The following is a 20,279-nucleotide window of genomic DNA, read 5'->3' as shown; positions in this document are numbered from 1 at the left end:
ATGGATATCCTGCTTGTTGACGGCTACAACATTATCGGTGCCTGGTCGGAATTGAACAGCTTGAAAAAGAAAGAGCTTTCTGCCGCCAGGGACCGGCTGGTGGAAATCATGGCTGAATATCAAGCCTATACAGGCTATCGGGTAATCATTGTGTTCGATGCGTATTTTGTTTCAGGCACACAAAAGAAATATCAAAACTACAAGGTTGAAGTTATTTTTACAAAAGAAAGTGAAACAGCTGATGAACGAATCGAAAAATTAGCGATCGCTCTCAGCAACCGAAAAACGCAAGTCCATGTAGCGACTTCCGATTATACCGAACAATGGGCCATTTTTGGACAGGGTGCCTTAAGGAAATCAGCAAGGGAACTGCTGACAGAAACAAACCTGATTGAGAAAAAAATAGAAAAACGCGTGAAGATCATTCAAGAAAAAAAACCCAGTTCTAAGATACCGCTAACAGAAGAAGTGGCAGAAATTTTTGAAAAATGGCGCAGAGGAGAGCAATGACCTGTTGACGCCTTAAAAAAGCCTGCTGTATAATATTTCTATCTGTATGTACGGGGCGGGGGGATCAAGATGAGTGCTGACATCGGTAATCGTTTGAATGAAGCCTATATATTGTTAGAGGATGAAGAGATTGTAGAAGCGGTGCACAGAGGAGAAAGTGATGCGCTTGATTATCTGATTCACAAATACAGGAATTTTGTTCGGGCTAAGGCGCGTTCCTATTTTTTGATTGGTGCCGACAAAGAAGATATCGTACAAGAAGGAATGATAGGCTTATATAAGGCGATTCGTGATTTTCGCGAGGACAAGCTTACGTCTTTTAAAGCCTTTGCCGAGCTATGCATTACTCGACAAATCATTACGGCAATCAAGACAGCTACCAGGCAAAAACATATCCCTTTGAATTCCTACGTTTCTTTGGACAAGCCGATTTACGATGAGGAATCTGACAGGACGCTGATGGATGTTTTATCTGGCGCGAAAGTGATGGACCCCGAGGAATTATTTATTAACCAGGAAGAATTTGACCAAATTGAAGTGAAAATGGCTGAGCTGCTGAGTGACCTGGAAAGAAAAGTACTGGCGTTATATTTGGATGGTCAATCCTATCAGGAGATTTCCGAAGAACTCAACAGGCATGTCAAATCAATCGATAACGCTCTCCAAAGAGTGAAACGTAAGCTTGAGAGATATCTGGAGCTGAGAGAGCTGTCAGTGTAGGTTGAATTGCCGAAAAATAGCCACAAAACTGACTTTTAATCTTAGAACCACTTATTGACACAATCTAGCAGCCGTGTTACATTTTTAAAGATATAATAGATGGCTATTTCGTATTGGTAGTTTACTCTGTAATAAGACTGTATAACCACCAAGCTTTATGAGAGAGCTAGTCAGCAGGTGTCGATATGAATAAAAAAGTGACTCTTGCTTGTGTAGAATGCGGCTCGCGGAATTATTCTACAACGAGCAATAAGCAAACGCAAACAGAACGCTTGGAGCTGAAAAAGTACTGCAGCAATTGCGGTGCCCATACAGTTCATAAGGAAACTAAATAAGGTTTTCAGATAGATCATCATCATATGGAATTCCGATAAGTTGGAGGTTACAAAATGCAGCGCATCACTAATTTTTTCAGTGAAGTTGGACGTGAAATGAGAAAGGTCAGCTGGCCAAAGCGCAAAGAGCTGACTCGTTATACAATTACGGTTTTGTCTACTGTTGCTTTTGCTGCTCTTTTCTTTGCAGTGTTGGACCTTGGTATTTCTGAATTGATTCGCTTAATTCTTGAATAACCACTGAGCACTCATGGTATAATGGAGAATATAAAACGCAGGACAAGTTAAAAGCCCGGATAACGGGTTTTTTATTTGGTTGAAAAAATCGCATTCAGATTGTCTAGCCTCGGCGCGCGGCCGCTGCGCTTTTCTGTTCTGGTTGCAGTGTTTCGGTTAACGATGCGTCTATGCATTTTGAAGTGGGGAGGGACGGACGATTTAGTCCTCAATGATGGAAAAAAACTGGTATGTAGTTCATACTTACTCAGGTTACGAGAATAAGGTAAAGACGAATCTTGAAAAGCGTGTTGAAACAATGGGCATGCAAGATAAGATCTTCCGTGTGATCGTACCTGAAGAAGAAGAAACAGATTTCAAAAATGGCAAAAAGAAAGTAGTTAAGCGTAAAACATTCCCTGGGTATGTGCTTGTCGAATTAGTAATGACAGACGATTCATGGTATGTTGTGCGTAACACGCCTGGCGTTACTGGGTTTGTCGGTTCTTCAGGTGCAGGCTCAAAGCCTACTCCGCTATTGGAGGAAGAAGTCGTATTTATCCTTAAACGCATGGGTGTTGAAGAGAAGAAAATCGACATCAACTTCGAGCTTGGGGAAACTGTCCAGGTCAGCGAAGGACCATTTACTAACTTTACTGGTACGATCGAAGAAATCGACAAGGACAAAGCGAAGCTTAAGGTTCTCGTCAATATGTTTGGCCGTGACACCCCAGTTGAGCTTGAATTTTCACAGATTCAAAAATTATAATTTGAAATAGCTTGAAATCAGATTCGAAAAGTGTTACTATTTCATAGGTCAGTATGTCTTGGACGATTGACAGATATATGTCAAGTTCTTTATTTTCATATAAAGACTTTTGTTATGAGTGGGAGGGGTAATCCCCTATTACCACATCACGGACTTTAAGGAGGTGTGTCTCGTGGCTAAAAAAGTAATTAAGATGGTTAAATTACAAATCCCTGCTGGTAAAGCCAATCCGGCACCACCAGTTGGACCTGCACTAGGTCAAGCCGGTGTTAATATCATGGGATTCTGTAAGGAGTTCAATGCTCGTACAGCTGATCAAGCTGGATTAATCATTCCTGTTGAAATTACGGTTTTTGAAGACCGTTCATTTACATTTATTACGAAAACTCCTCCTGCTGCAGTTCTTTTGAAAGTAGCAGCTGGAATCCAGTCTGGTTCTGGTGAACCAAACCGTAATAAAGTAGCAACAGTTAAGCGTGATAAAGTACGTGAAATTGCTGAACAGAAAATGCCTGACCTTAACGCAGCTAGCGTTGAAGCAGCAATGCGCATGGTTGAAGGTACTGCTCGCAGCATGGGTATCACGATCGAAGACTAATTCTGCTACAGTAGATTGATGGGGTTGCGAAGTTGATGGATTTCACTCGCAACCTTTTATCTGTCCGATATGGCGCTCCTGAAGCGCCTTTGCTTTTTCGTTGTTAGGCTGCTCGCCTTTCATCGTGGGAGGTTATTCCGTTAAAACCACATTCTAGGAGGAAATAAAAATGGCTAAAAAAGGCAAAAAGTATCTAGAAGCTGCTAAGCTTGTAGATCGCTCTCAAGCATATACAATCCAAGAAGCAGTTGAGCTTGCTAAAAAGACAAGCACTGTGAAATTCGACGCGACTGTTGAAGCTGCTTTCCGTTTAGGCGTTGACCCTAAGAAAGCTGACCAGCAAATCCGTGGAGCAGTTGTGCTTCCAAACGGAACTGGTAAAACTCAGCGTGTTCTAGTATTCGCTAAAGGCGAAAAAATGAAAGAAGCAGAAGCTGCTGGTGCAGATTATGTTGGCGATGCAGAATACATCAACAAAATCCAACAAGGTTGGTTCGACTTTGATGTAATCGTTGCTACACCTGACATGATGGGTGAAGTTGGTAAGCTTGGTCGCGTATTGGGACCTAAAGGCTTAATGCCAAACCCTAAAACAGGAACAGTTACTTTCGATGTAACTAAAGCTGTTAACGAAATCAAAGCTGGTAAAGTAGAATACCGCGTTGATAAATCAGGTAACATCCACGTACCTATCGGAAAAGTTTCATTCGAAGACCAAAAGCTTGTTGAAAACTTCAACACGATCTTCGAAACTATGATGAAGGTAAAGCCATCTGCAGCTAAAGGAACTTACATGAAGAACGTTACAGTTTCTACTACTATGGGACCTGGCGTTAAAGTAGATCCTTCAACTGTAAAATAATAGTATTTGACAATTTAAGAGGCATTAACTTATAATGTTTCTTGTTGTAATAATAAAATAACATTTGTACCGCAGACAGCAGGGGCATATAGCTTAATAACCTGCCGAGGTCATACGATAGATCAACACTACTTGCTATTGTATACTTCCTCCGTGTCTGTCTTGATGCGGAGGTTTTTATTTGATCGGTATAAATGCAGAAATCTACAGGAGGTGTAATGATGAGCAAAGTTATTGAAGTAAAAAAGCAAATCGTTGACGAAATTGCTGGCAAACTTAAAGAAAGCAAATCAACAGTTGTTGTTGATTACCGCGGACTTACAGTTTCTGAAGTAACTGAACTTCGTAAGCAACTTCGTGAAGCTGGCGTTGAATTCAAGGTTTACAAAAACTCTATGACACGCCGTGCTGCTGAAGCTGCTGAGCTTGCTGACCTAAACGCATCACTAACTGGTCCTAACGCAATCGCGTTCAGTGCTGAAGATGTAGTTGCACCAGCAAAGATTCTTAACGAATTCGCTAAAAAGCATGACGCTCTTGAAATCAAGGCGGGTGTGGTTGAAGGCAACATCGTTACAGTAGAAGAAATCAAGGCACTTGCAGACCTACCGTCTCGCGAAGGTCTACTTTCTATGCTACTCAGCGTACTTCAAGCACCAATTCGCAATCTTGCTCTTGCTACAAAAGCAGTTGCGGAACAGAAGGAAGAACAAGGCGCGTAAGTTAATTGCGGTTTAAGAATAAAAAAAAACTAACCAATATCAAGGAGGAAACAAATCATGACTAAAGAACAAATCATTGAAGCAGTTAAAAGCATGACTGTTTTAGAGCTTAACGACCTAGTAAAAGCAATCGAAGAAGAATTCGGCGTAACTGCTGCTGCTCCAGTAGCAATGATGGGCGGAGCTGGCGCTGCTGCTGTTGAAGAAAAAACTGAGTTTGACGTAGTTCTTGCTAGCGCAGGAGACCAAAAAATCAAGGTTATCAAAGTTGTTCGCGAAATCACAGGTCTTGGCCTTAAAGAAGCGAAAGAACTTGTTGATAACACTCCAAAGGCTATCAAAGAAGGCGTTTCTAAAGAAGATGCTGAAGCAATCAAAGCTAAACTTGAAGAAGTTGGCGCTAACGTCGAAGTTAAGTAATCATCTTACATTAAAAGCTCGCTGCTACAGCGAGCTTTTTTTACTTTAAAGCATATAAAGGGTCAGTGTGAAAACTATATAAACATGTTAGTTGTGAGTTTTCCTCTGCAATTTTTGCTTTTTGTAATTTATTATTTTATAATACCGCAGTAGCAATGCAATCCGCGATCGCATTCTTCAATTGATTCCCCGTGGAGGTGAGAGATTTTGACTGAACATTATTACTCCCGCAAACCCAATACCGAAAGCAATCCTGTAAAATGGCAAAGTGAATTAAAAGGGAATAACTTCCGCTTCAAAACGGACAGCGGCGTTTTTTCGAAAAGCGAAGTCGACTTTGGTTCCCGATTATTAATTGATACTTTTGAACTGAAGAAAGATGCAGGAATCATCCTGGATGTTGGCTGTGGATATGGGCCTATTGGACTTTCCCTTGCGAAAGCTTTTCCTGATACGGTGGTTCATATGGTGGATATTAATGAAAGAGCGATTTTGCTTGCTGAGGAAAATGCGGCGGAGAATAAAGTAGAAAATGTGAAAATCTACGAAAGTGACCGCCTGCTAGATGTGGAAGAGAAGGGATTCGATGCAATCCTTACTAATCCTCCGATCCGTGCAGGAAAAAAAGTAGTTCATGATATTTTTGAACAAAGCTTCCTTCATTTAGCTGAGGGCGGTGAACTTTGGGTGGTAATCCAAAAAAAGCAGGGTGCGCCATCCGCGATGGAAAAAATGAAAGAATTATTTGGTGAAGTTGAAGTAGTGGCAAAAAGTAAAGGTTACTTTATTCTCAAATCTGTAAAATGTTGACGCGAGAAAACCGCTATGTTAATATTATAAAATGCCAATATATTAGTTTCCTTTCGTCTGCTAATTTCATCGAAAAGTTGTATAATTTTGGGCATTAAGGGAAAACTAACAAAATAATTGTTCGTTGCAGGAAATGTGGTTTTTGAAGTGAAAACCCTTTTTCTTTTTGTCTTTTGAAATGGAGGAAACTTCATGGACAAGACAGGGATAGATGAATAATAACGCTTGATTTGAGGGGTGAATCAGTTGACAGGTCAACTTGTTCAGTATGGACGACACCGCCAACGTAGAAGTTATGCTCGCATCAGTGAAGTTTTGGAATTGCCGAATTTAATTGAAATTCAAACCTCTTCCTATCAGTGGTTTCTTGATGAGGGCCTCCGGGAAATGTTCCAGGACATTTCACCGATTGAAGACTTTACTGGTAACTTATCGCTAGAGTTTATCGATTACAGTCTTGGCGAACCGAAATATCCAGTGGAAGAATCTAAGGAAAGAGACGTCACTTACTCTGCTCCATTAAGAGTAAAGGTCCGCCTTGTTAATAAAGAAACAGGTGAAGTTAAGGACCAGGATGTCTTCATGGGCGATTTCCCGCTTATGACAGAAACTGGAACGTTTGTTATCAATGGTGCTGAAAGGGTTATCGTTTCCCAGCTAGTGCGTTCACCGAGCGTATACTACAGTGGGAAGCTGGATAAGAACGGGAAGAAGGGATTCTCCGCTACCGTTATTCCAAACCGCGGCGCTTGGCTTGAATATGAAACAGACGCCAAGGATGTTGTATATGTAAGGATAGATCGTACGAGGAAGCTCCCTGTTACGGTTCTTTTGCGTGCATTAGGGTTCGGTTCTGATCAAGAAATCATTGATTTGATCGGTGATAACGAATATATCCGAAACACACTTGAAAAAGACAATACGGAAAGCACGGAAAAAGCGCTTCTGGAAATCTATGAGCGTCTCCGTCCTGGCGAACCGCCTACAGTTGATAATGCAAAGAGCCTGCTGGTATCAAGATTCTTTGATCCAAAGCGCTATGACCTTGCAAATGTAGGGCGTTATAAAATTAATAAAAAGCTTCATATTAAAAACCGTTTATTCGGGCAGAAGCTTGCTGAAACATTAGTGGATCCTGAGACAGGAGAAATCATTGCTGAAAAAGGCGTCACTTTGGACCGCCGTACTTTAGATAAGATTATCCCTGCTTTGGAGAAGAATGTTGGCTTCAAGAATTTCAGCCCATATGGCGGCGTGGTTGAAGAGGATGTCACTCTGCAATCTATCAAGATATATGCTCCAAATGATGAAGGCGAGAAAGAGATCAATGTTCTTGGAAATGCATATGTTCCTGAACCAATCAAAAACATCACGCCTGCTGACATCATTTCTTCCATCAGCTACTTCTTTAACTTGCTGCATGGTGTAGGCGATACGGATGATATCGACCATTTAGGAAACAGGCGCCTTCGTTCAGTAGGTGAACTGCTTCAGAACCAATTCAGGATTGGTCTATCCCGTATGGAGCGTGTAGTTCGTGAAAGAATGTCCATCCAGGACACGAACACGATTACACCACAGCAATTGATCAATATTCGCCCGGTTATCGCATCCATTAAAGAGTTTTTTGGAAGCTCCCAGCTTTCACAGTTCATGGATCAGACGAATCCGCTGGCTGAATTAACACATAAAAGGCGTCTTTCTGCATTGGGACCCGGTGGTCTTACGCGTGAACGTGCTGGATTCGAAGTGCGTGACGTTCACTACTCCCACTACGGACGTATGTGTCCGATTGAAACGCCGGAAGGTCCGAACATCGGTTTGATCAACTCACTTTCCAGCTTTGCGAAGGTAAACCGCTTTGGTTTCATTGAGACTCCATACCGCCGTGTTGATCCTGAAACAGGAAAAGTGACAACCCACTTTGATTACTTAACAGCTGATGAAGAAGACAACTATGTTGTTGCACAGGCAAATGCGCGCCTAGCTGAAGACGGCTCTTTCATTGATGAAGAAGTTATCGCCCGTTTCCGTGGTGAAAACACTGTTGTCAAACGTGACCGCGTCGATTACATGGACGTATCACCTAAGCAGGTTGTATCCGCAGCGACTGCATGTATTCCGTTCTTGGAAAACGATGACTCCAACCGAGCGCTAATGGGTGCGAACATGCAACGTCAGGCTGTTCCGTTAATGCAGCCGGAAGCACCAATCGTAGGTACGGGAATGGAGCACGTGAATGCAAAGGATTCTGGTGCTGCAGTAATCTGTAAGCATGAAGGAATTGTTGAACACGTTGAAGCGCGTCAAGTATGGGTTCGCCGTGTTACTGAAGTAGACGGTCAGGAAGTTAAGGGTGACCTTGATAAATACCGTATGCTTAAGTTCATTCGTTCCAATCAGGGTACTTGTTATAACCAACGCCCAATCGTAAGCCTTGGTGACCGTGTAGTTAAAGGAGAAATCCTTGCTGACGGACCATCAATGGAAAAAGGTGAACTGGCATTAGGACGTAACGTTCTTGTTGGATTCATGACATGGAATGGCTATAACTATGAAGATGCCATCATCATGAGTGAACGCCTTGTTAAAGACGATGTTTATACATCGATCCATATAGAAGAATATGAATCAGAGTCTCGTGATACAAAGCTTGGACCTGAAGAAATCACACGTGATATTCCAAATGTCGGGGAAGATGCTTTAAGAAACCTTGACGAGCGTGGAATCATTCGTGTCGGTGCTGAAGTGAAGGATGGAGACCTTCTAGTTGGTAAGGTAACACCTAAAGGGGTTACTGAATTGACAGCTGAGGAACGCCTTCTGCATGCAATCTTCGGTGAAAAAGCAAGGGAAGTCCGTGATACATCATTGCGTGTGCCACACGGCGGCGGTGGAATTGTCCTCGACGTCAAAGTGTTCAACCGTGAAGATGGCGATGAGCTTCCTCCAGGTGTAAACCAGCTGGTACGTGCTTATATCGTTCAGAAGCGTAAAATTTCTGAAGGAGATAAGATGGCTGGACGACACGGAAACAAAGGGGTTATCTCAAAAATCCTTCCAGAAGAAGATATGCCTTATCTTCCAGATGGTACGCCAGTCGATATCATGCTTAACCCACTAGGGGTTCCTTCGCGTATGAATATCGGTCAGGTGCTTGAACTCCACCTTGGTATGGCTGCTCGCTACCTAGGAATCCATGTTGCTTCTCCTGTATTTGACGGTGCCCGGGAGGAAGACGTATGGGCGACGATTCAGGAAGCTGGCATGGCTCGTGATGCGAAAACGATCCTATACGATGGACGTACAGGCGAGCCATTTGATAACCGTGTATCTGTCGGTGTCATGTACATGATCAAGCTTGCTCACATGGTAGACGATAAGCTTCATGCTCGTTCTACTGGACCATACTCACTTGTTACGCAGCAGCCACTTGGCGGTAAAGCCCAGTTCGGCGGACAGCGTTTCGGGGAGATGGAGGTTTGGGCACTTGAAGCGTACGGTGCTGCTTACACATTGCAAGAAATTTTAACTGTCAAGTCTGATGATGTTGTCGGACGTGTTAAAACATATGAAGCAATTGTAAAAGGTGAAAATGTACCTGAACCAGGCGTACCTGAGTCATTCAAGGTATTGATGAAAGAACTTCAGAGTTTGGGTATGGACGTCAAAATCCTTTCAGGCGATGAAAAAGAAATCGAAATGCGCGACTTCGACGATGAAGAAGAGTTGCAGCATGCAGAAACATTGACAATTGCACCAGAATCAGAAGAAATGGGTTCTGAAAAAGTAGGAATGAAAGAATAGGTCCATCTAATTGGCACACGTGTACAAACAGTTGAATAACAGTATTGTCCACGTGTGTTCCTCTTTAGAAGGCCATAAGGGTAAAACCCTAGATTAAAAGGGAGGTAGGCCCCTTGCTAGATGTTAATAATTTTGAGTACATGAAAATTGGCCTTGCTTCACCGGACAAGATTCGTTCATGGTCTTTTGGTGAAGTTAAAAAGCCGGAAACAATCAACTACCGTACTTTAAAACCAGAAAAAGACGGCTTATTCTGTGAGCGTATCTTCGGACCAACGAAGGACTGGGAATGTCATTGCGGAAAGTACAAAAGAGTTCGCTACAAAGGCGTTGTCTGTGACCGATGCGGTGTTGAAGTAACACGTGCTAAAGTCCGCCGTGAAAGAATGGGGCATATAGAGCTTGCAGCTCCTGTTTCTCACATTTGGTATTTCAAAGGTATTCCAAGCCGAATGGGACTTGTCCTGGATATGTCTCCGCGTGCACTGGAAGAAGTCATTTACTTTGCTTCTTACGTAGTAACGGAAACTGGCGATACTGCCCTTGAAAAGAAGCAGTTATTATCAGAGAAAGAATTCCGCGCATACCGTGAAAAGTACGGTAACAAATTCCAGGCGGCGATGGGAGCAGAAGCGATTAAAAAGCTGCTTTCAGATCTCGACCTAGATAAAGAAGCCGATATGCTTAAAGAAGAATTAAGAACTGCTCAAGGACAACGCCGTACTCGAGCGATCAAGCGCCTTGAAGTAGTTGAAGCGTTCCGTGGATCAGGCAACGAGCCATCATGGATGATCCTTGATGTACTTCCTGTCATCCCTCCGGAGCTTCGTCCAATGGTACAGTTAGACGGAGGACGTTTTGCGACATCCGACCTGAATGATTTGTACCGCCGTGTAATCAATCGTAACAACCGCCTAAAGCGTCTTCTTGACCTTGGTGCTCCTAGCATCATTGTCCAGAATGAAAAGCGTATGCTTCAGGAAGCTGTTGATGCATTGATTGATAACGGTCGCCGCGGCCGTCCGGTAACAGGACCAGGTAACCGTCCGTTGAAATCTCTTTCGCATATGCTAAAGGGTAAGCAAGGTCGTTTCCGTCAAAACCTTCTAGGTAAGCGTGTTGACTACTCTGGCCGTTCAGTTATCGTTGTAGGTCCAAACCTGCAAATGTACCAGTGCGGACTGCCTAAGGAAATGGCTCTTGAGTTGTTCAAGCCGTTCGTAATGAAAGAACTAGTACAAAAGGGTCTAGCACATAACATTAAGTCTGCTAAACGTAAAATTGAGCGTGTAAGTCCTGAGGTTTGGGATGTTCTAGAAGATGTAATCAGAGAGCACCCAGTATTGCTTAACCGTGCCCCGACTCTTCACCGATTGGGAATCCAGGCGTTTGAGCCAACATTAGTAGAAGGACGCGCAATCCGCCTTCACCCGCTTGTATGTACAGCTTATAACGCTGACTTCGATGGTGACCAGATGGCCGTTCACGTTCCGCTATCCGCTGAAGCTCAAGCAGAAGCACGTCTATTAATGCTTGCTGCTCAGAACATCCTTAACCCGAAAGACGGAAAGCCAGTTGTTACTCCATCCCAGGACATGGTTTTAGGTAACTACTACCTGACTTTGGAAAGAGAAGGCGCTGTTGGGGAAGGTATGGTCTTCAAGGATACGAATGAAGCATTGATTGCATACCAAAACGGCTATGTTCATCTTCATACACGTGTTGCAGTTGCCGCTTCAGCTCTTGGCAACCAGACATTTACTGAAGAGCAAAATGGCCAGCTCTTGATCACGACTGTTGGTAAGCTGATTTTCAACGAAATCCTTCCAGCGTCATTCCCTTATATCAATGAGCCTTCAAAACAAAACCTTGAGGAGAAAACTCCTGAGAAATATTTTGTAGAAAAAGGCGCAGATATTAAGGAAGTTATCAAAGGTATGCCATTGGTAGATCCTTTCAAGAAGAAGATTCTTGGAAACATCATTGCTGAAGTGTTCAAGAAATTCAAAATCACGGAAACTTCAAAAATGCTAGACCGTATGAAGGGCTTAGGCTTCCAATACTCCACTAAAGCGGGTATTACGGTTGGTGTGGCTGATATCGTGGTTCTTAAAGAAAAGCAAGAGATTATCTCTGAAGCACAAACAAAAGTTGATAATGTTCTTAAACAGTTCAGACGCGGTTTAATTACCGAGGATGAGCGTTATGACCGAGTTATTTCAATTTGGAGTGCGGCGAAGGATGTAATCCAGGCCAAACTGATGAAATCACTTGATAATTCAAACCCAATCTTCATGATGAGTGACTCTGGAGCCCGTGGTAACGCGTCCAACTTCACTCAGCTTGCTGGTATGCGTGGTCTGATGGCCAACCCGGCTGGACGGATCATCGAGTTACCAATCAAATCAAGTTTCCGTGAAGGTTTAACAGTATTGGAATACTTCATTTCCACTCACGGTGCGCGTAAAGGTCTTGCGGATACTGCACTTAAAACAGCTGACTCAGGTTACCTGACTCGTCGTCTTGTTGACGTAGCCCAGGATGTCATCGTCCGTGAAGATGATTGTGGAACTGACAGAGGCCTATTTATCAAAGCCCTTAAAGATGGCACTGAAGTAATCGAACCACTTGATGAGCGTCTAATTGGCCGCTATGCAAGAAAGGCAATCAAACATCCTGAAACAAAGGCTGTGCTTGTTCCTGAAAATGGCTTGATTACTGAAGATCTTGCTACAGAAGTAGTGGATGCTGGAATTGAGGAAGTGTGGATCCGTTCTGCATTTACATGTAACACTCGCCACGGCGTATGTAAGAAATGTTATGGTCGCAACCTTGCTACCGGCCAGGAAGTTGAAGTAGGCGAAGCAGTCGGTATCATCGCTGCCCAATCTATCGGAGAACCTGGTACACAGCTTACGATGCGTACATTCCATACCGGCGGTGTTGCAGGAGACGATATCACACAAGGTCTTCCGCGTATCCAGGAATTGTTTGAAGCACGTAATCCTAAAGGGCAAGCAATTATCACTGAACTTGAAGGTGTCGTAGTTGGCATCAACGAGGGCAAAGACCGCCAGCAGGAAATTGTTGTCCAGGGTGAAATCGAAAGCCGTACTTACACGGCTCCATATACAGCCCGCTTAAAGGTTGCTGTAAATGACCATGTAGCACGCGGCCAAGAGCTTACAGAAGGTTCAATCGACCCTAAAGAACTCTTGAGAGTAAAAGATGTTCAATCCGTGCAGGAGTACCTATTGAAAGAAGTTCAAAAGGTATACCGTATGCAGGGTGTTGAAATTGGCGATAAGCACGTTGAAGTAATGGTGCGCCAAATGATGCGTAAGGTAAGGGTTATTGATGCAGGTGAAACAGATGTATTGCCAGGCACATTGCTTGAAATCCACCAGTTCACTGATGCAAACCGCAAAGCGCTATTTGAAGGCAAATTGCCGGCAACTGGACGTCCGGTGCTGCTTGGTATCACTAAAGCATCACTTGAGACTGATTCATTCTTGTCTGCAGCTTCCTTCCAGGAGACAACAAGAGTACTTACCGATGCGGCGATCAAAGGCAAACGCGATGAGCTTCTCGGCTTGAAGGAAAATGTTATCATCGGTAAATTGGTTCCAGCGGGAACAGGTATGCAGCGCTACAGAAGAGCTGAACCGATCGTTATGGAAGAAGAAAATGCCGAAGATGCAATTACTGTAGAGTAAATTTATGAATGCGCGGTGCTTTCTATTAAGATAGGAAGTACCGCGTTTTTAAAGTAATATGTATAAAGTATTTTTACTTTAATAAAAAAAATCACGAATAATGTTGACATCATTTGATAGAGATGTTAATATTTCAAAGGTGCTCCTATTTACCTGTTGCTTTGGAGGATTTTATGTCTTATGAAAAAGTAGCGCAGGCTAATAAGTTTATAGTAGGATCAAAGCAAACAGTTAAAGCCCTTAAAGCAGGCGAAGTAATGGAACTGGTGATTGCAAAAGATGCAGACGCGAAAGTGACGGCAGAACTATTGCGTACAGCCAGGGAAATGAAAACCGCCATCACCTATGTCGAATCTATGAAAAAATTAGGTAAGGCTTGTGGTATTGCAGTAAGTGCTGCGGCTGTAGCGATAACAAAGTAAAAACTGTTTTTGTAGGAAGACCTACAAGAACTTTGTTTTTTGTAAAAAAATGAACCACCTGGATGTGTGGGCTTACAAAAAAAGTGAAGGGAGGAAAAAAACATGCCTACAATTAACCAATTAGTGCGCAAGCCACGTAGCTCAAAAGAGGAGAAGTCAAAATCTCCTGCGCTAAACAAAGGTTATAACAGCTTCAAAAAAGCACAAACAAACGTATCATCTCCACAAAAACGTGGTGTATGTACTCGTGTTGGTACAATGACTCCAAAGAAGCCGAACTCAGCGTTGCGTAAATACGCTCGTGTACGTTTGACTAACGGAATCGAGGTAACAGCTTATATCCCAGGTATCGGGCACAACCTTCAAGAGCACAGTGTTGTTCTTATCCGCGGAGGACGTGTAAAGGACTTACCGGGTGTACGTTACCACATCGTACGTGGTGCTCTTGATACTGCTGGTGTAAACAACCGTATGCAGGGCCGTTCTAAGTACGGTACTAAGAGACCAAAAGCAGCTAAGAAATAATAAACCAAACTAATAACCCTTTTTGAAAGGAGGAAATTACATGCCACGTAAAGGTCCAGTTGCAAAGAGAGACGTATTACCGGATCCGATTTACAATTCAAAGCTTATCACTCGTCTTATCAACAAGATGATGATCGACGGCAAGAGAGGTAAATCACAAAAGATCCTTTATTCAGCTTTTGATATCATTCGTGAGCGTTCAGGCAAAGAGCCTATCGAAGTATTCGATGCAGCTCTAAAGAACATCATGCCTGTTCTAGAAGTAAAAGCACGCCGTGTAGGTGGAGCTAACTACCAAGTACCAGTTGAGGTGCGTGCAGACCGCCGTACAACTCTTGGTCTTCGCTGGTTGGTCAACTACTCACGTCTTCGTGGGGAAAAGACAATGGAAGAGCGTCTTGCTAACGAAATTCTAGACGCTGCCAACAACGCTGGTGCTTCTGTTAAGAAGCGCGAAGATACACACAAAATGGCGGAAGCAAACAAAGCATTCGCTCACTATCGTTGGTAGAATTACCTTCAATCTAAAAACATTCATACTAGGAAGGAGAAAGACCAAATGGCAAGAGAGTTCTCCTTAGAAAAAACTCGTAATATTGGAATCATGGCTCACATCGATGCTGGTAAAACAACAACAACTGAGCGTGTTCTATATTATACAGGCCGTATTCATAAAATCGGTGAAACTCACGAAGGTGCTTCTCAAATGGACTGGATGGAGCAGGAACAAGAGCGTGGAATCACGATCACTTCTGCTGCAACAACAGCTGCTTGGAAAGAACACCGCGTTAACATCATTGATACGCCAGGACACGTAGACTTCACAGTTGAAGTTGAACGTTCACTTCGCGTACTTGATGGAGCAGTTGCAGTACTTGATGCACAGTCAGGTGTTGAGCCGCAAACAGAAACAGTTTGGCGTCAAGCTACAACTTACGGGGTACCACGTGTTGTATTCGTTAATAAAATGGATAAACTAGGTGCTGACTTCCTATATTCTGTTAAAACTCTTCATGACCGTCTTCAAGCTAACGCTCACCCAATTCAGTTGCCAATCGGTGCTGAGGATGAGTTCGAAGCAATCATCGACTTAGTCGAAATGAAGGCTATCTTCTACGGTAATGACCTTGGTACAGAAATTACTGAAGGTGAAATTCCAGAAGAATACAAAGCACAAGCTGAAGAATACCGTGAAAAGCTAGTTGAAGCGGTAGCTGAGCTTGATGAAGAATTAATGGAAAAATACCTTGGCGGAGAAGAGCTTACAATCGAAGAGATCAAAGCAGCTATCCGTAAAGGTACTACAAACGTTGAATTCTACCCAGTTATCTGTGGTTCAGCATTCAAAAACAAAGGTGTTCAGTTAATGCTTGATGCAGTAATCGACTACCTTCCATCTCCGCTTGATGTACCTGCAATCAAAGGTACTCTTCCGGATTCAGATGAAGAAGTTGAGCGTCATTCAGATGACAGCGAGCCATTCTCGGCTCTTGCGTTCAAAGTTATGACTGACCCTTATGTTGGTAAGTTAACGTTCTTCCGCGTTTACTCTGGAACTCTTGAGTCTGGATCTTATGTTCAGAACTCAACTAAAGGAAAGCGTGAGCGTATCGGACGTATCCTTCAGATGCACGCAAACAGCCGTCAGGAAATCTCTAAGGTTTTCGCGGGTGATATTGCAGCAGCTGTAGGTCTAAAGGATACTACTACAGGTGACACTCTATGTGATGAAAAGAACCTTGTTATCTTGGAATCAATGCAGTTCCCTGAGCCAGTAATCCAGTTATCTGTTGAGCCTAAGTCAAAAGCTGACCAGGACAAGATGACTACTGCACTACAAAAGCTTCAAGAAGAGGATCCAACATTCCGCGCTCATACTGACCAGGAAACTGGCCAGGTTATCATCGCTGGAATGGGAGAACTTCACCTTGACATCATCGTTGACCGTATGCGTCGTGAATTTAAAGTGGAAGCAAACGTTGGTGCACCTCAGGTTGCATACCGTGAAACTTTCCGCGAATCAGCTTCTGTTGAAGGTAAATTCGCACGTCAGTCTGGTGGACGTGGTCAATTCGGACACGTTTGGATTGAATTCTCTCCAAACGAAGAAGGAAAAGGTTTTGAATTCGTGAACGGCATCGTTGGTGGTGTAGTTCCACGTGAATACATTCCAGCTGTACAAGCTGGATTGGAAGACTCACTTGACCGTGGTGTTCTTGCAGGCTATCCATTGGTTGACATTAAAGCAAGATTGTTTGATGGATCTTACCATGATGTTGACTCCTCTGAAATGGCGTTTAAGATCGCTGCATCAATGGCACTTAAAAACGCTGCTTCAAAGTGTAAGCCAGTAATTCTTGAGCCGGTCATGAGAGTAGAAGTTGTTATCCCTGAAGAATATCTAGGTGATATCATGGGCCAAGTTACTGCTCGTCGTGGACGTGTAGAAGGTATGGACGCTCGTGGTAACGCACAGGTAGTTCGTGCGATGATCCCTCTATCTGAAATGTTTGGTTACGCTACAGCGTTGCGTTCTAGCACGCAAGGCCGCGGTGTGTTCTCAATGCACTTCGATCACTATGAAGAAGTACCAAAATCAATTTCAGAAGAAATCATCAAAAAAAATAAAGGTGAATAATTGATTTTCATCTTTTAATCAAGTATAACTACTAATGTAAGCATAATGCTGTGGAATAGGGGTACCTATTTCACAGCTCATTAAAATATACTTAATTTTCATATATTAAAGGAGGATTTTTCTAATGGGAAAAGCTAAATTCGATCGTTCGAAGCCACACGTTAACATTGGTACAATTGGTCACGTTGACCATGGTAAAACAACTCTAACAGCTGCTATCACTTCTGTTCTTGCAAAAGCTGGCGGTGCTGAAGCAAAAGGTTATGACCAAATCGACGCTGCTCCAGAAGAGCGCGAGCGTGGAATCACAATCTCAACTGCACACGTTGAGTATGAAACTGCAACTCGTCACTATGCACACGTTGACTGCCCAGGACACGCTGACTATGTTAAGAACATGATCACTGGTGCTGCACAAATGGACGGCGGAATCCTAGTTGTATCTGCAACTGACGGCCCAATGCCACAAACTCGTGAGCACATCCTTCTTTCTCGTCAGGTAGGTGTACCTCACCTTGTAGTATTCATGAACAAGTGTGATATGGTTGATGACGAAGAACTTCTTGAGTTAGTAGAAATGGAAGTACGTGACCTTCTTTCTGAATACGACTTCCCTGGCGATGACATCCCAGTTATCAAAGGTTCTGCTCTTAAAGCTCTTGAAGGCGAAGCTGCTTGGGAAGAGAAGATCGTTGAACTAATGAACGCTGTTGATGAGTACATCCCAACTCCAACTCGTGACACTGAAAAGCCATTCATGATGCCTGTTGAGGACGTTTTCTCAATCACAGGACGTGGAACAGTTGCTACAGGCCGTGTTGAGCGTGGACAAGTACGCGTAGGTGACGTTATCGAAATCGTAGGTTTCACTGAAGAGCCTAAATCTACAACTGTAACAGGTGTTGAAATGTTCCGTAAGCTTCTTGACTATGCAGAAGCTGGAGACAACATCGGTGCACTTCTTCGTGGTGTAGCACGTGAAGAAATCGAGCGTGGACAGGTATTGGCTAAGCCAAAATCAATCACTCCACACACAAAGTTCAAAGCGGAAGTTTATGTTCTTTCTAAAGAAGAAGGTGGACGTCATACTCCATTCTTCACTAACTACCGTCCACAATTCTATTTCCGTACTTCTGATATTACAGGTATCTGTAACCTTCCTGAAGGCGTAGAAATGGTTATGCCTGGCGACAACATCGAAATGACTGTTGAACTAATCGCTCCAGTAGCTATCGAAGAAGGAACTAAGTTCTCTATTCGTGAAGGCGGCCGTACTGTAGGCGCTGGCGTAGTAGCTACAATCCAAGAATAATTTTTAAAACGCAAAAGCAGCTGGATGACGATCCAGCTGCTTTTTTTTTGTATTTTTTCAAGAAATGAGGATGGGAGACTATTGAGGTGATCCCAGTTTTTCTTTTTTATAGGCTTTGTTATAACTGAATGTTGATTTCAATGTGTTTGAAAAAATAAACGGATAAATTCCGTTTAAATTGGGAAATAGCCATATTCCCATAAAAATAAAGGAAGCTTTTCCGTCTATATTATCCAAACCTTTAGATTTTGATCTATTTTAAGCAGTTAATCGAAAATTCTCCGCTTATGTCTGGTTCTTAAGATTTCTCTACATACAATAGCAGAAAATTCTCCGCCTATGGATTCTCATACATAAATTAAAAACAATGAATAATAACAGAACCTTTCTATATTAAATATGTGAACCAAATAAACAAACCCACATAACTTTAATTTACCGTCAATAACAGAATTCTCTGCAGACCAAGTATCTGCCACTAATTCCAATCACATGCTCTATACTCAAACCATGTTTCTTCTATATAATAAACATTGTTATTGAGCTTCCTCAAAAGAATAACCGATCGACTTTCTTCTATATAATATTGTTTCTTTTTAATTCAATTCACTTAAATCACCTTTAAGTATGACAGGAATAATTTGCACAGGTTTTAAATAGTTAGAAATCTTGTTAACGACTTGTAAAATAACGAAATGCCCGCTATAATAGTAAAAGTGTGTTAAACATAATGAAATTGCGGAATTAATGTTGCGTTTGAGTTATGTTTTATGTATAATAGACAATGTTGGTCTTTGACTGCGATGATGCGAAAGGTTGCTGACACACCCGGCCGCTTTGCCATGGCGAGTGTGTGGGAAATTTTCGCTGAGAATGTCTATTTTAAAAATAGGCGAAAAGGAGGGAAAGTAATGGCAAAACAAAAAATTCGTATCCGTTTAAAAGCTTATGATCACAGAATTCTTGATACATCTGCAGAAAAAATTGTTGAAACAGCAAAGCGTTCTGGTGCGGCGGTGTCTGGTCCAATCCCACTACCTACTGAAAAGACGATTTACACAATTCTTCGTGCGGTGCATAAGTACAAAGATTCTCGTGAGCAGTTTGAAATGCGTACGCATAAGCGTCTGATTGACATCATCAATCCGACTCCACAAACGGTCGATTCATTAATGCGTTTAGACCTGCCATCAGGTGTAGATATCGAAATCAAACTTTAAAAATAAATATTAAAACATACAGGAGGTGTGACTGAAATGACCAAAGGAATCTTAGGAAGAAAGATTGGTATGACTCAAGTATTTGCTGAAAACGGCGACCTTATCCCGGTAACAGTAGTAGAAGCTGCTCCAAACGTAGTGCTTCAAGTGAAATCTGTTGAGACAGATGGTTACGAAGCAGTACAGCTTGGCTTTGAAGACAAGCGCGAAAAGCTTTCTAACAAACCAGAAAAAGGCCACGTTGGCAAAGCAAACACTGCTCCTAAGCGCTTCGTGAAAGAAATCAACGGAGTTAACTTAGCAGAGTATGAAGTTGGTCAGGAAGTCAAAGTTGATATTTTCGCAGAAGGCGAAATGGTAGATGTTACAGGAATCTCTAAGGGTAAAGGTTTCCAAGGTGTAATCAAGCGCCACGGACAATCTCGCGGACCAATGGCTCACGGTTCTCGTTACCACCGCCGCCCTGGTTCAATGGGTCCTGTTGCTCCAAACCGTGTATTCAAAGGTAAATTATTACCTGGACGCATGGGTGGAGAGCAAATCACTGTTCAAAATTTGCAAATCGTTAAAGTTGACGCAGAACGTAACCTTCTACTAATCAAAGGAAACGTTCCTGGTGCTAGAAAAGCCCTTCTAAAAATTAAAGGTGCTGTAAAAGCTAAGTAATTTTTACAGGA

At 42.7% G+C, this 20,279-nt stretch carries 19 protein-coding genes and 1 other annotated feature; all 19 genes read left to right on the top strand.

Going from position 1 to position 20,279, the window contains the following annotated elements; translation table 11 throughout:
• The 19 genes from V7654_RS23390 (at window position 1) to rplC (ending at window position 20,268) form a co-directional block, all read left to right on the top strand.
• Window positions 1-510 (top strand): NYN domain-containing protein, encoded by a 510-nt coding sequence (locus V7654_RS23390; RefSeq protein WP_335433270.1) that lies wholly within the window; start codon window positions 1-3, stop codon window positions 508-510.
• A 69-nt stretch (window positions 511-579) separates the two neighbouring features.
• A complete protein-coding gene (gene sigH, locus V7654_RS23385) occupies window positions 580-1,230 on the top strand; it encodes an RNA polymerase sporulation sigma factor SigH (protein ID WP_335433269.1) in 651 nt (216 codons plus the stop codon).
• A gap of 185 nt (window positions 1,231-1,415) precedes the next feature.
• Window positions 1,416-1,565, top strand: a complete 150-nt coding sequence (rpmG, locus tag V7654_RS23380; protein WP_207503092.1) for a 50S ribosomal protein L33 — start codon at window positions 1,416-1,418, stop codon at window positions 1,563-1,565.
• Window positions 1,566-1,619: 54 nt separating this feature from the next.
• Window positions 1,620-1,802, top strand: a complete 183-nt coding sequence (gene secE / locus V7654_RS23375) for a preprotein translocase subunit SecE (protein WP_207503091.1) — start codon at window positions 1,620-1,622, stop codon at window positions 1,800-1,802.
• Window positions 1,803-2,016: 214 nt separating this feature from the next.
• Complete coding sequence (gene nusG / locus V7654_RS23370) at window positions 2,017-2,550, top strand: transcription termination/antitermination protein NusG (RefSeq protein WP_335433268.1); 534 nt, start codon at window positions 2,017-2,019, stop codon at window positions 2,548-2,550.
• A gap of 172 nt (window positions 2,551-2,722) precedes the next feature.
• A complete protein-coding gene (gene rplK, locus V7654_RS23365; RefSeq protein ID WP_023626445.1) occupies window positions 2,723-3,148 on the top strand; it encodes a 50S ribosomal protein L11 in 426 nt (141 codons plus the stop codon).
• A gap of 169 nt (window positions 3,149-3,317) precedes the next feature.
• A complete protein-coding gene (gene rplA, locus V7654_RS23360; protein ID WP_207503090.1) occupies window positions 3,318-4,010 on the top strand; it encodes a 50S ribosomal protein L1 in 693 nt (230 codons plus the stop codon).
• 51 nt (window positions 4,011-4,061) lie between these two features.
• Window positions 4,062-4,199 (top strand) — a sequence feature (ribosomal protein L10 leader region).
• A 32-nt stretch (window positions 4,200-4,231) separates the two neighbouring features.
• The gene (gene rplJ, locus V7654_RS23355) at window positions 4,232-4,732 is read left to right on the top strand and encodes a 50S ribosomal protein L10 (protein ID WP_335433267.1); all 501 of its coding nucleotides are present in this window, start codon (window positions 4,232-4,234) and stop codon (window positions 4,730-4,732) included.
• A gap of 57 nt (window positions 4,733-4,789) precedes the next feature.
• A complete protein-coding gene (gene rplL / locus V7654_RS23350; RefSeq protein ID WP_335433266.1) occupies window positions 4,790-5,152 on the top strand; it encodes a 50S ribosomal protein L7/L12 in 363 nt (120 codons plus the stop codon).
• 207 nt (window positions 5,153-5,359) lie between these two features.
• Window positions 5,360-5,962 carry a class I SAM-dependent methyltransferase gene (locus V7654_RS23345; protein WP_335433265.1) on the top strand — a complete coding sequence of 201 codons (603 nt, stop codon included), beginning with the start codon at window positions 5,360-5,362 and terminating at the stop codon, window positions 5,960-5,962.
• A 246-nt stretch (window positions 5,963-6,208) separates the two neighbouring features.
• The gene (rpoB, locus tag V7654_RS23340; protein WP_335433292.1) at window positions 6,209-9,769 is read left to right on the top strand and encodes a DNA-directed RNA polymerase subunit beta; all 3,561 of its coding nucleotides are present in this window, start codon (window positions 6,209-6,211) and stop codon (window positions 9,767-9,769) included.
• 113 nt (window positions 9,770-9,882) lie between these two features.
• The gene (rpoC, locus tag V7654_RS23335; protein WP_335433264.1) at window positions 9,883-13,485 is read left to right on the top strand and encodes a DNA-directed RNA polymerase subunit beta'; all 3,603 of its coding nucleotides are present in this window, start codon (window positions 9,883-9,885) and stop codon (window positions 13,483-13,485) included.
• Window positions 13,486-13,658: 173 nt separating this feature from the next.
• Window positions 13,659-13,907, top strand: a complete 249-nt coding sequence (locus V7654_RS23330) for a 50S ribosomal protein L7ae-like protein (protein WP_335433262.1) — start codon at window positions 13,659-13,661, stop codon at window positions 13,905-13,907.
• A gap of 102 nt (window positions 13,908-14,009) precedes the next feature.
• The gene (gene rpsL, locus V7654_RS23325) at window positions 14,010-14,432 is read left to right on the top strand and encodes a 30S ribosomal protein S12 (RefSeq protein WP_023626436.1); all 423 of its coding nucleotides are present in this window, start codon (window positions 14,010-14,012) and stop codon (window positions 14,430-14,432) included.
• Window positions 14,433-14,472: 40 nt separating this feature from the next.
• The gene (gene rpsG / locus V7654_RS23320) at window positions 14,473-14,943 is read left to right on the top strand and encodes a 30S ribosomal protein S7 (RefSeq protein WP_335433260.1); all 471 of its coding nucleotides are present in this window, start codon (window positions 14,473-14,475) and stop codon (window positions 14,941-14,943) included.
• A gap of 48 nt (window positions 14,944-14,991) precedes the next feature.
• A complete protein-coding gene (fusA, locus tag V7654_RS23315) occupies window positions 14,992-17,070 on the top strand; it encodes an elongation factor G (RefSeq protein WP_335433258.1) in 2,079 nt (692 codons plus the stop codon).
• A 124-nt stretch (window positions 17,071-17,194) separates the two neighbouring features.
• Window positions 17,195-18,382: an elongation factor Tu gene (gene tuf / locus V7654_RS23310; protein ID WP_335433257.1), complete on the top strand. Its 1,188-nt coding sequence runs from the start codon at window positions 17,195-17,197 to the stop codon at window positions 18,380-18,382.
• Window positions 18,383-19,293: 911 nt separating this feature from the next.
• On the top strand, window positions 19,294-19,602 hold the full coding sequence (rpsJ, locus tag V7654_RS23305) for a 30S ribosomal protein S10 (protein WP_207503082.1): 309 nt from the start codon (window positions 19,294-19,296) through the stop codon (window positions 19,600-19,602).
• A gap of 36 nt (window positions 19,603-19,638) precedes the next feature.
• Window positions 19,639-20,268 (top strand): 50S ribosomal protein L3, encoded by a 630-nt coding sequence (gene rplC, locus V7654_RS23300; protein WP_335433256.1) that lies wholly within the window; start codon window positions 19,639-19,641, stop codon window positions 20,266-20,268.
• Window positions 20,269-20,279: the final 11 nt, after the last annotated feature.

This window comes from Bacillus sp. JJ1609, from assembly GCF_036967045.1.
Lineage (GTDB): Bacteria > Bacillota > Bacilli > Bacillales > Cytobacillaceae > Mesobacillus.
Note: the sequence above shows the minus strand (reverse complement) of the source record. Positions and strands in the feature narration are given on the sequence as shown.

Bases quoted from the DNA above. Each gene is read 5' to 3' on its own strand.
- V7654_RS23390 (WP_335433270.1), top strand. From the start codon at position 1: ATGGATATCCTGCTTGTTGACGGCTACAACATTATCGGTGCCTGGTCG.
- sigH (WP_335433269.1), top strand. From the start codon at position 580: ATGAGTGCTGACATCGGTAATCGTTTGAATGAAGCCTATATATTGTTA.
- rpmG (WP_207503092.1), top strand. From the start codon at position 1,416: ATGAATAAAAAAGTGACTCTTGCTTGTGTAGAATGCGGCTCGCGGAAT.
- secE (WP_207503091.1), top strand. From the start codon at position 1,620: ATGCAGCGCATCACTAATTTTTTCAGTGAAGTTGGACGTGAAATGAGA.
- nusG (WP_335433268.1), top strand. From the start codon at position 2,017: ATGGAAAAAAACTGGTATGTAGTTCATACTTACTCAGGTTACGAGAAT.
- rplA (WP_207503090.1), top strand. From the start codon at position 3,318: ATGGCTAAAAAAGGCAAAAAGTATCTAGAAGCTGCTAAGCTTGTAGAT.
- rplJ (WP_335433267.1), top strand. From the start codon at position 4,232: ATGAGCAAAGTTATTGAAGTAAAAAAGCAAATCGTTGACGAAATTGCT.
- rplL (WP_335433266.1), top strand. From the start codon at position 4,790: ATGACTAAAGAACAAATCATTGAAGCAGTTAAAAGCATGACTGTTTTA.
- V7654_RS23330 (WP_335433262.1), top strand. From the start codon at position 13,659: ATGTCTTATGAAAAAGTAGCGCAGGCTAATAAGTTTATAGTAGGATCA.
- rpsL (WP_023626436.1), top strand. From the start codon at position 14,010: ATGCCTACAATTAACCAATTAGTGCGCAAGCCACGTAGCTCAAAAGAG.
- rpsG (WP_335433260.1), top strand. From the start codon at position 14,473: ATGCCACGTAAAGGTCCAGTTGCAAAGAGAGACGTATTACCGGATCCG.
- fusA (WP_335433258.1), top strand. From the start codon at position 14,992: ATGGCAAGAGAGTTCTCCTTAGAAAAAACTCGTAATATTGGAATCATG.
- tuf (WP_335433257.1), top strand. From the start codon at position 17,195: ATGGGAAAAGCTAAATTCGATCGTTCGAAGCCACACGTTAACATTGGT.
- rpsJ (WP_207503082.1), top strand. From the start codon at position 19,294: ATGGCAAAACAAAAAATTCGTATCCGTTTAAAAGCTTATGATCACAGA.
- rplC (WP_335433256.1), top strand. From the start codon at position 19,639: ATGACCAAAGGAATCTTAGGAAGAAAGATTGGTATGACTCAAGTATTT.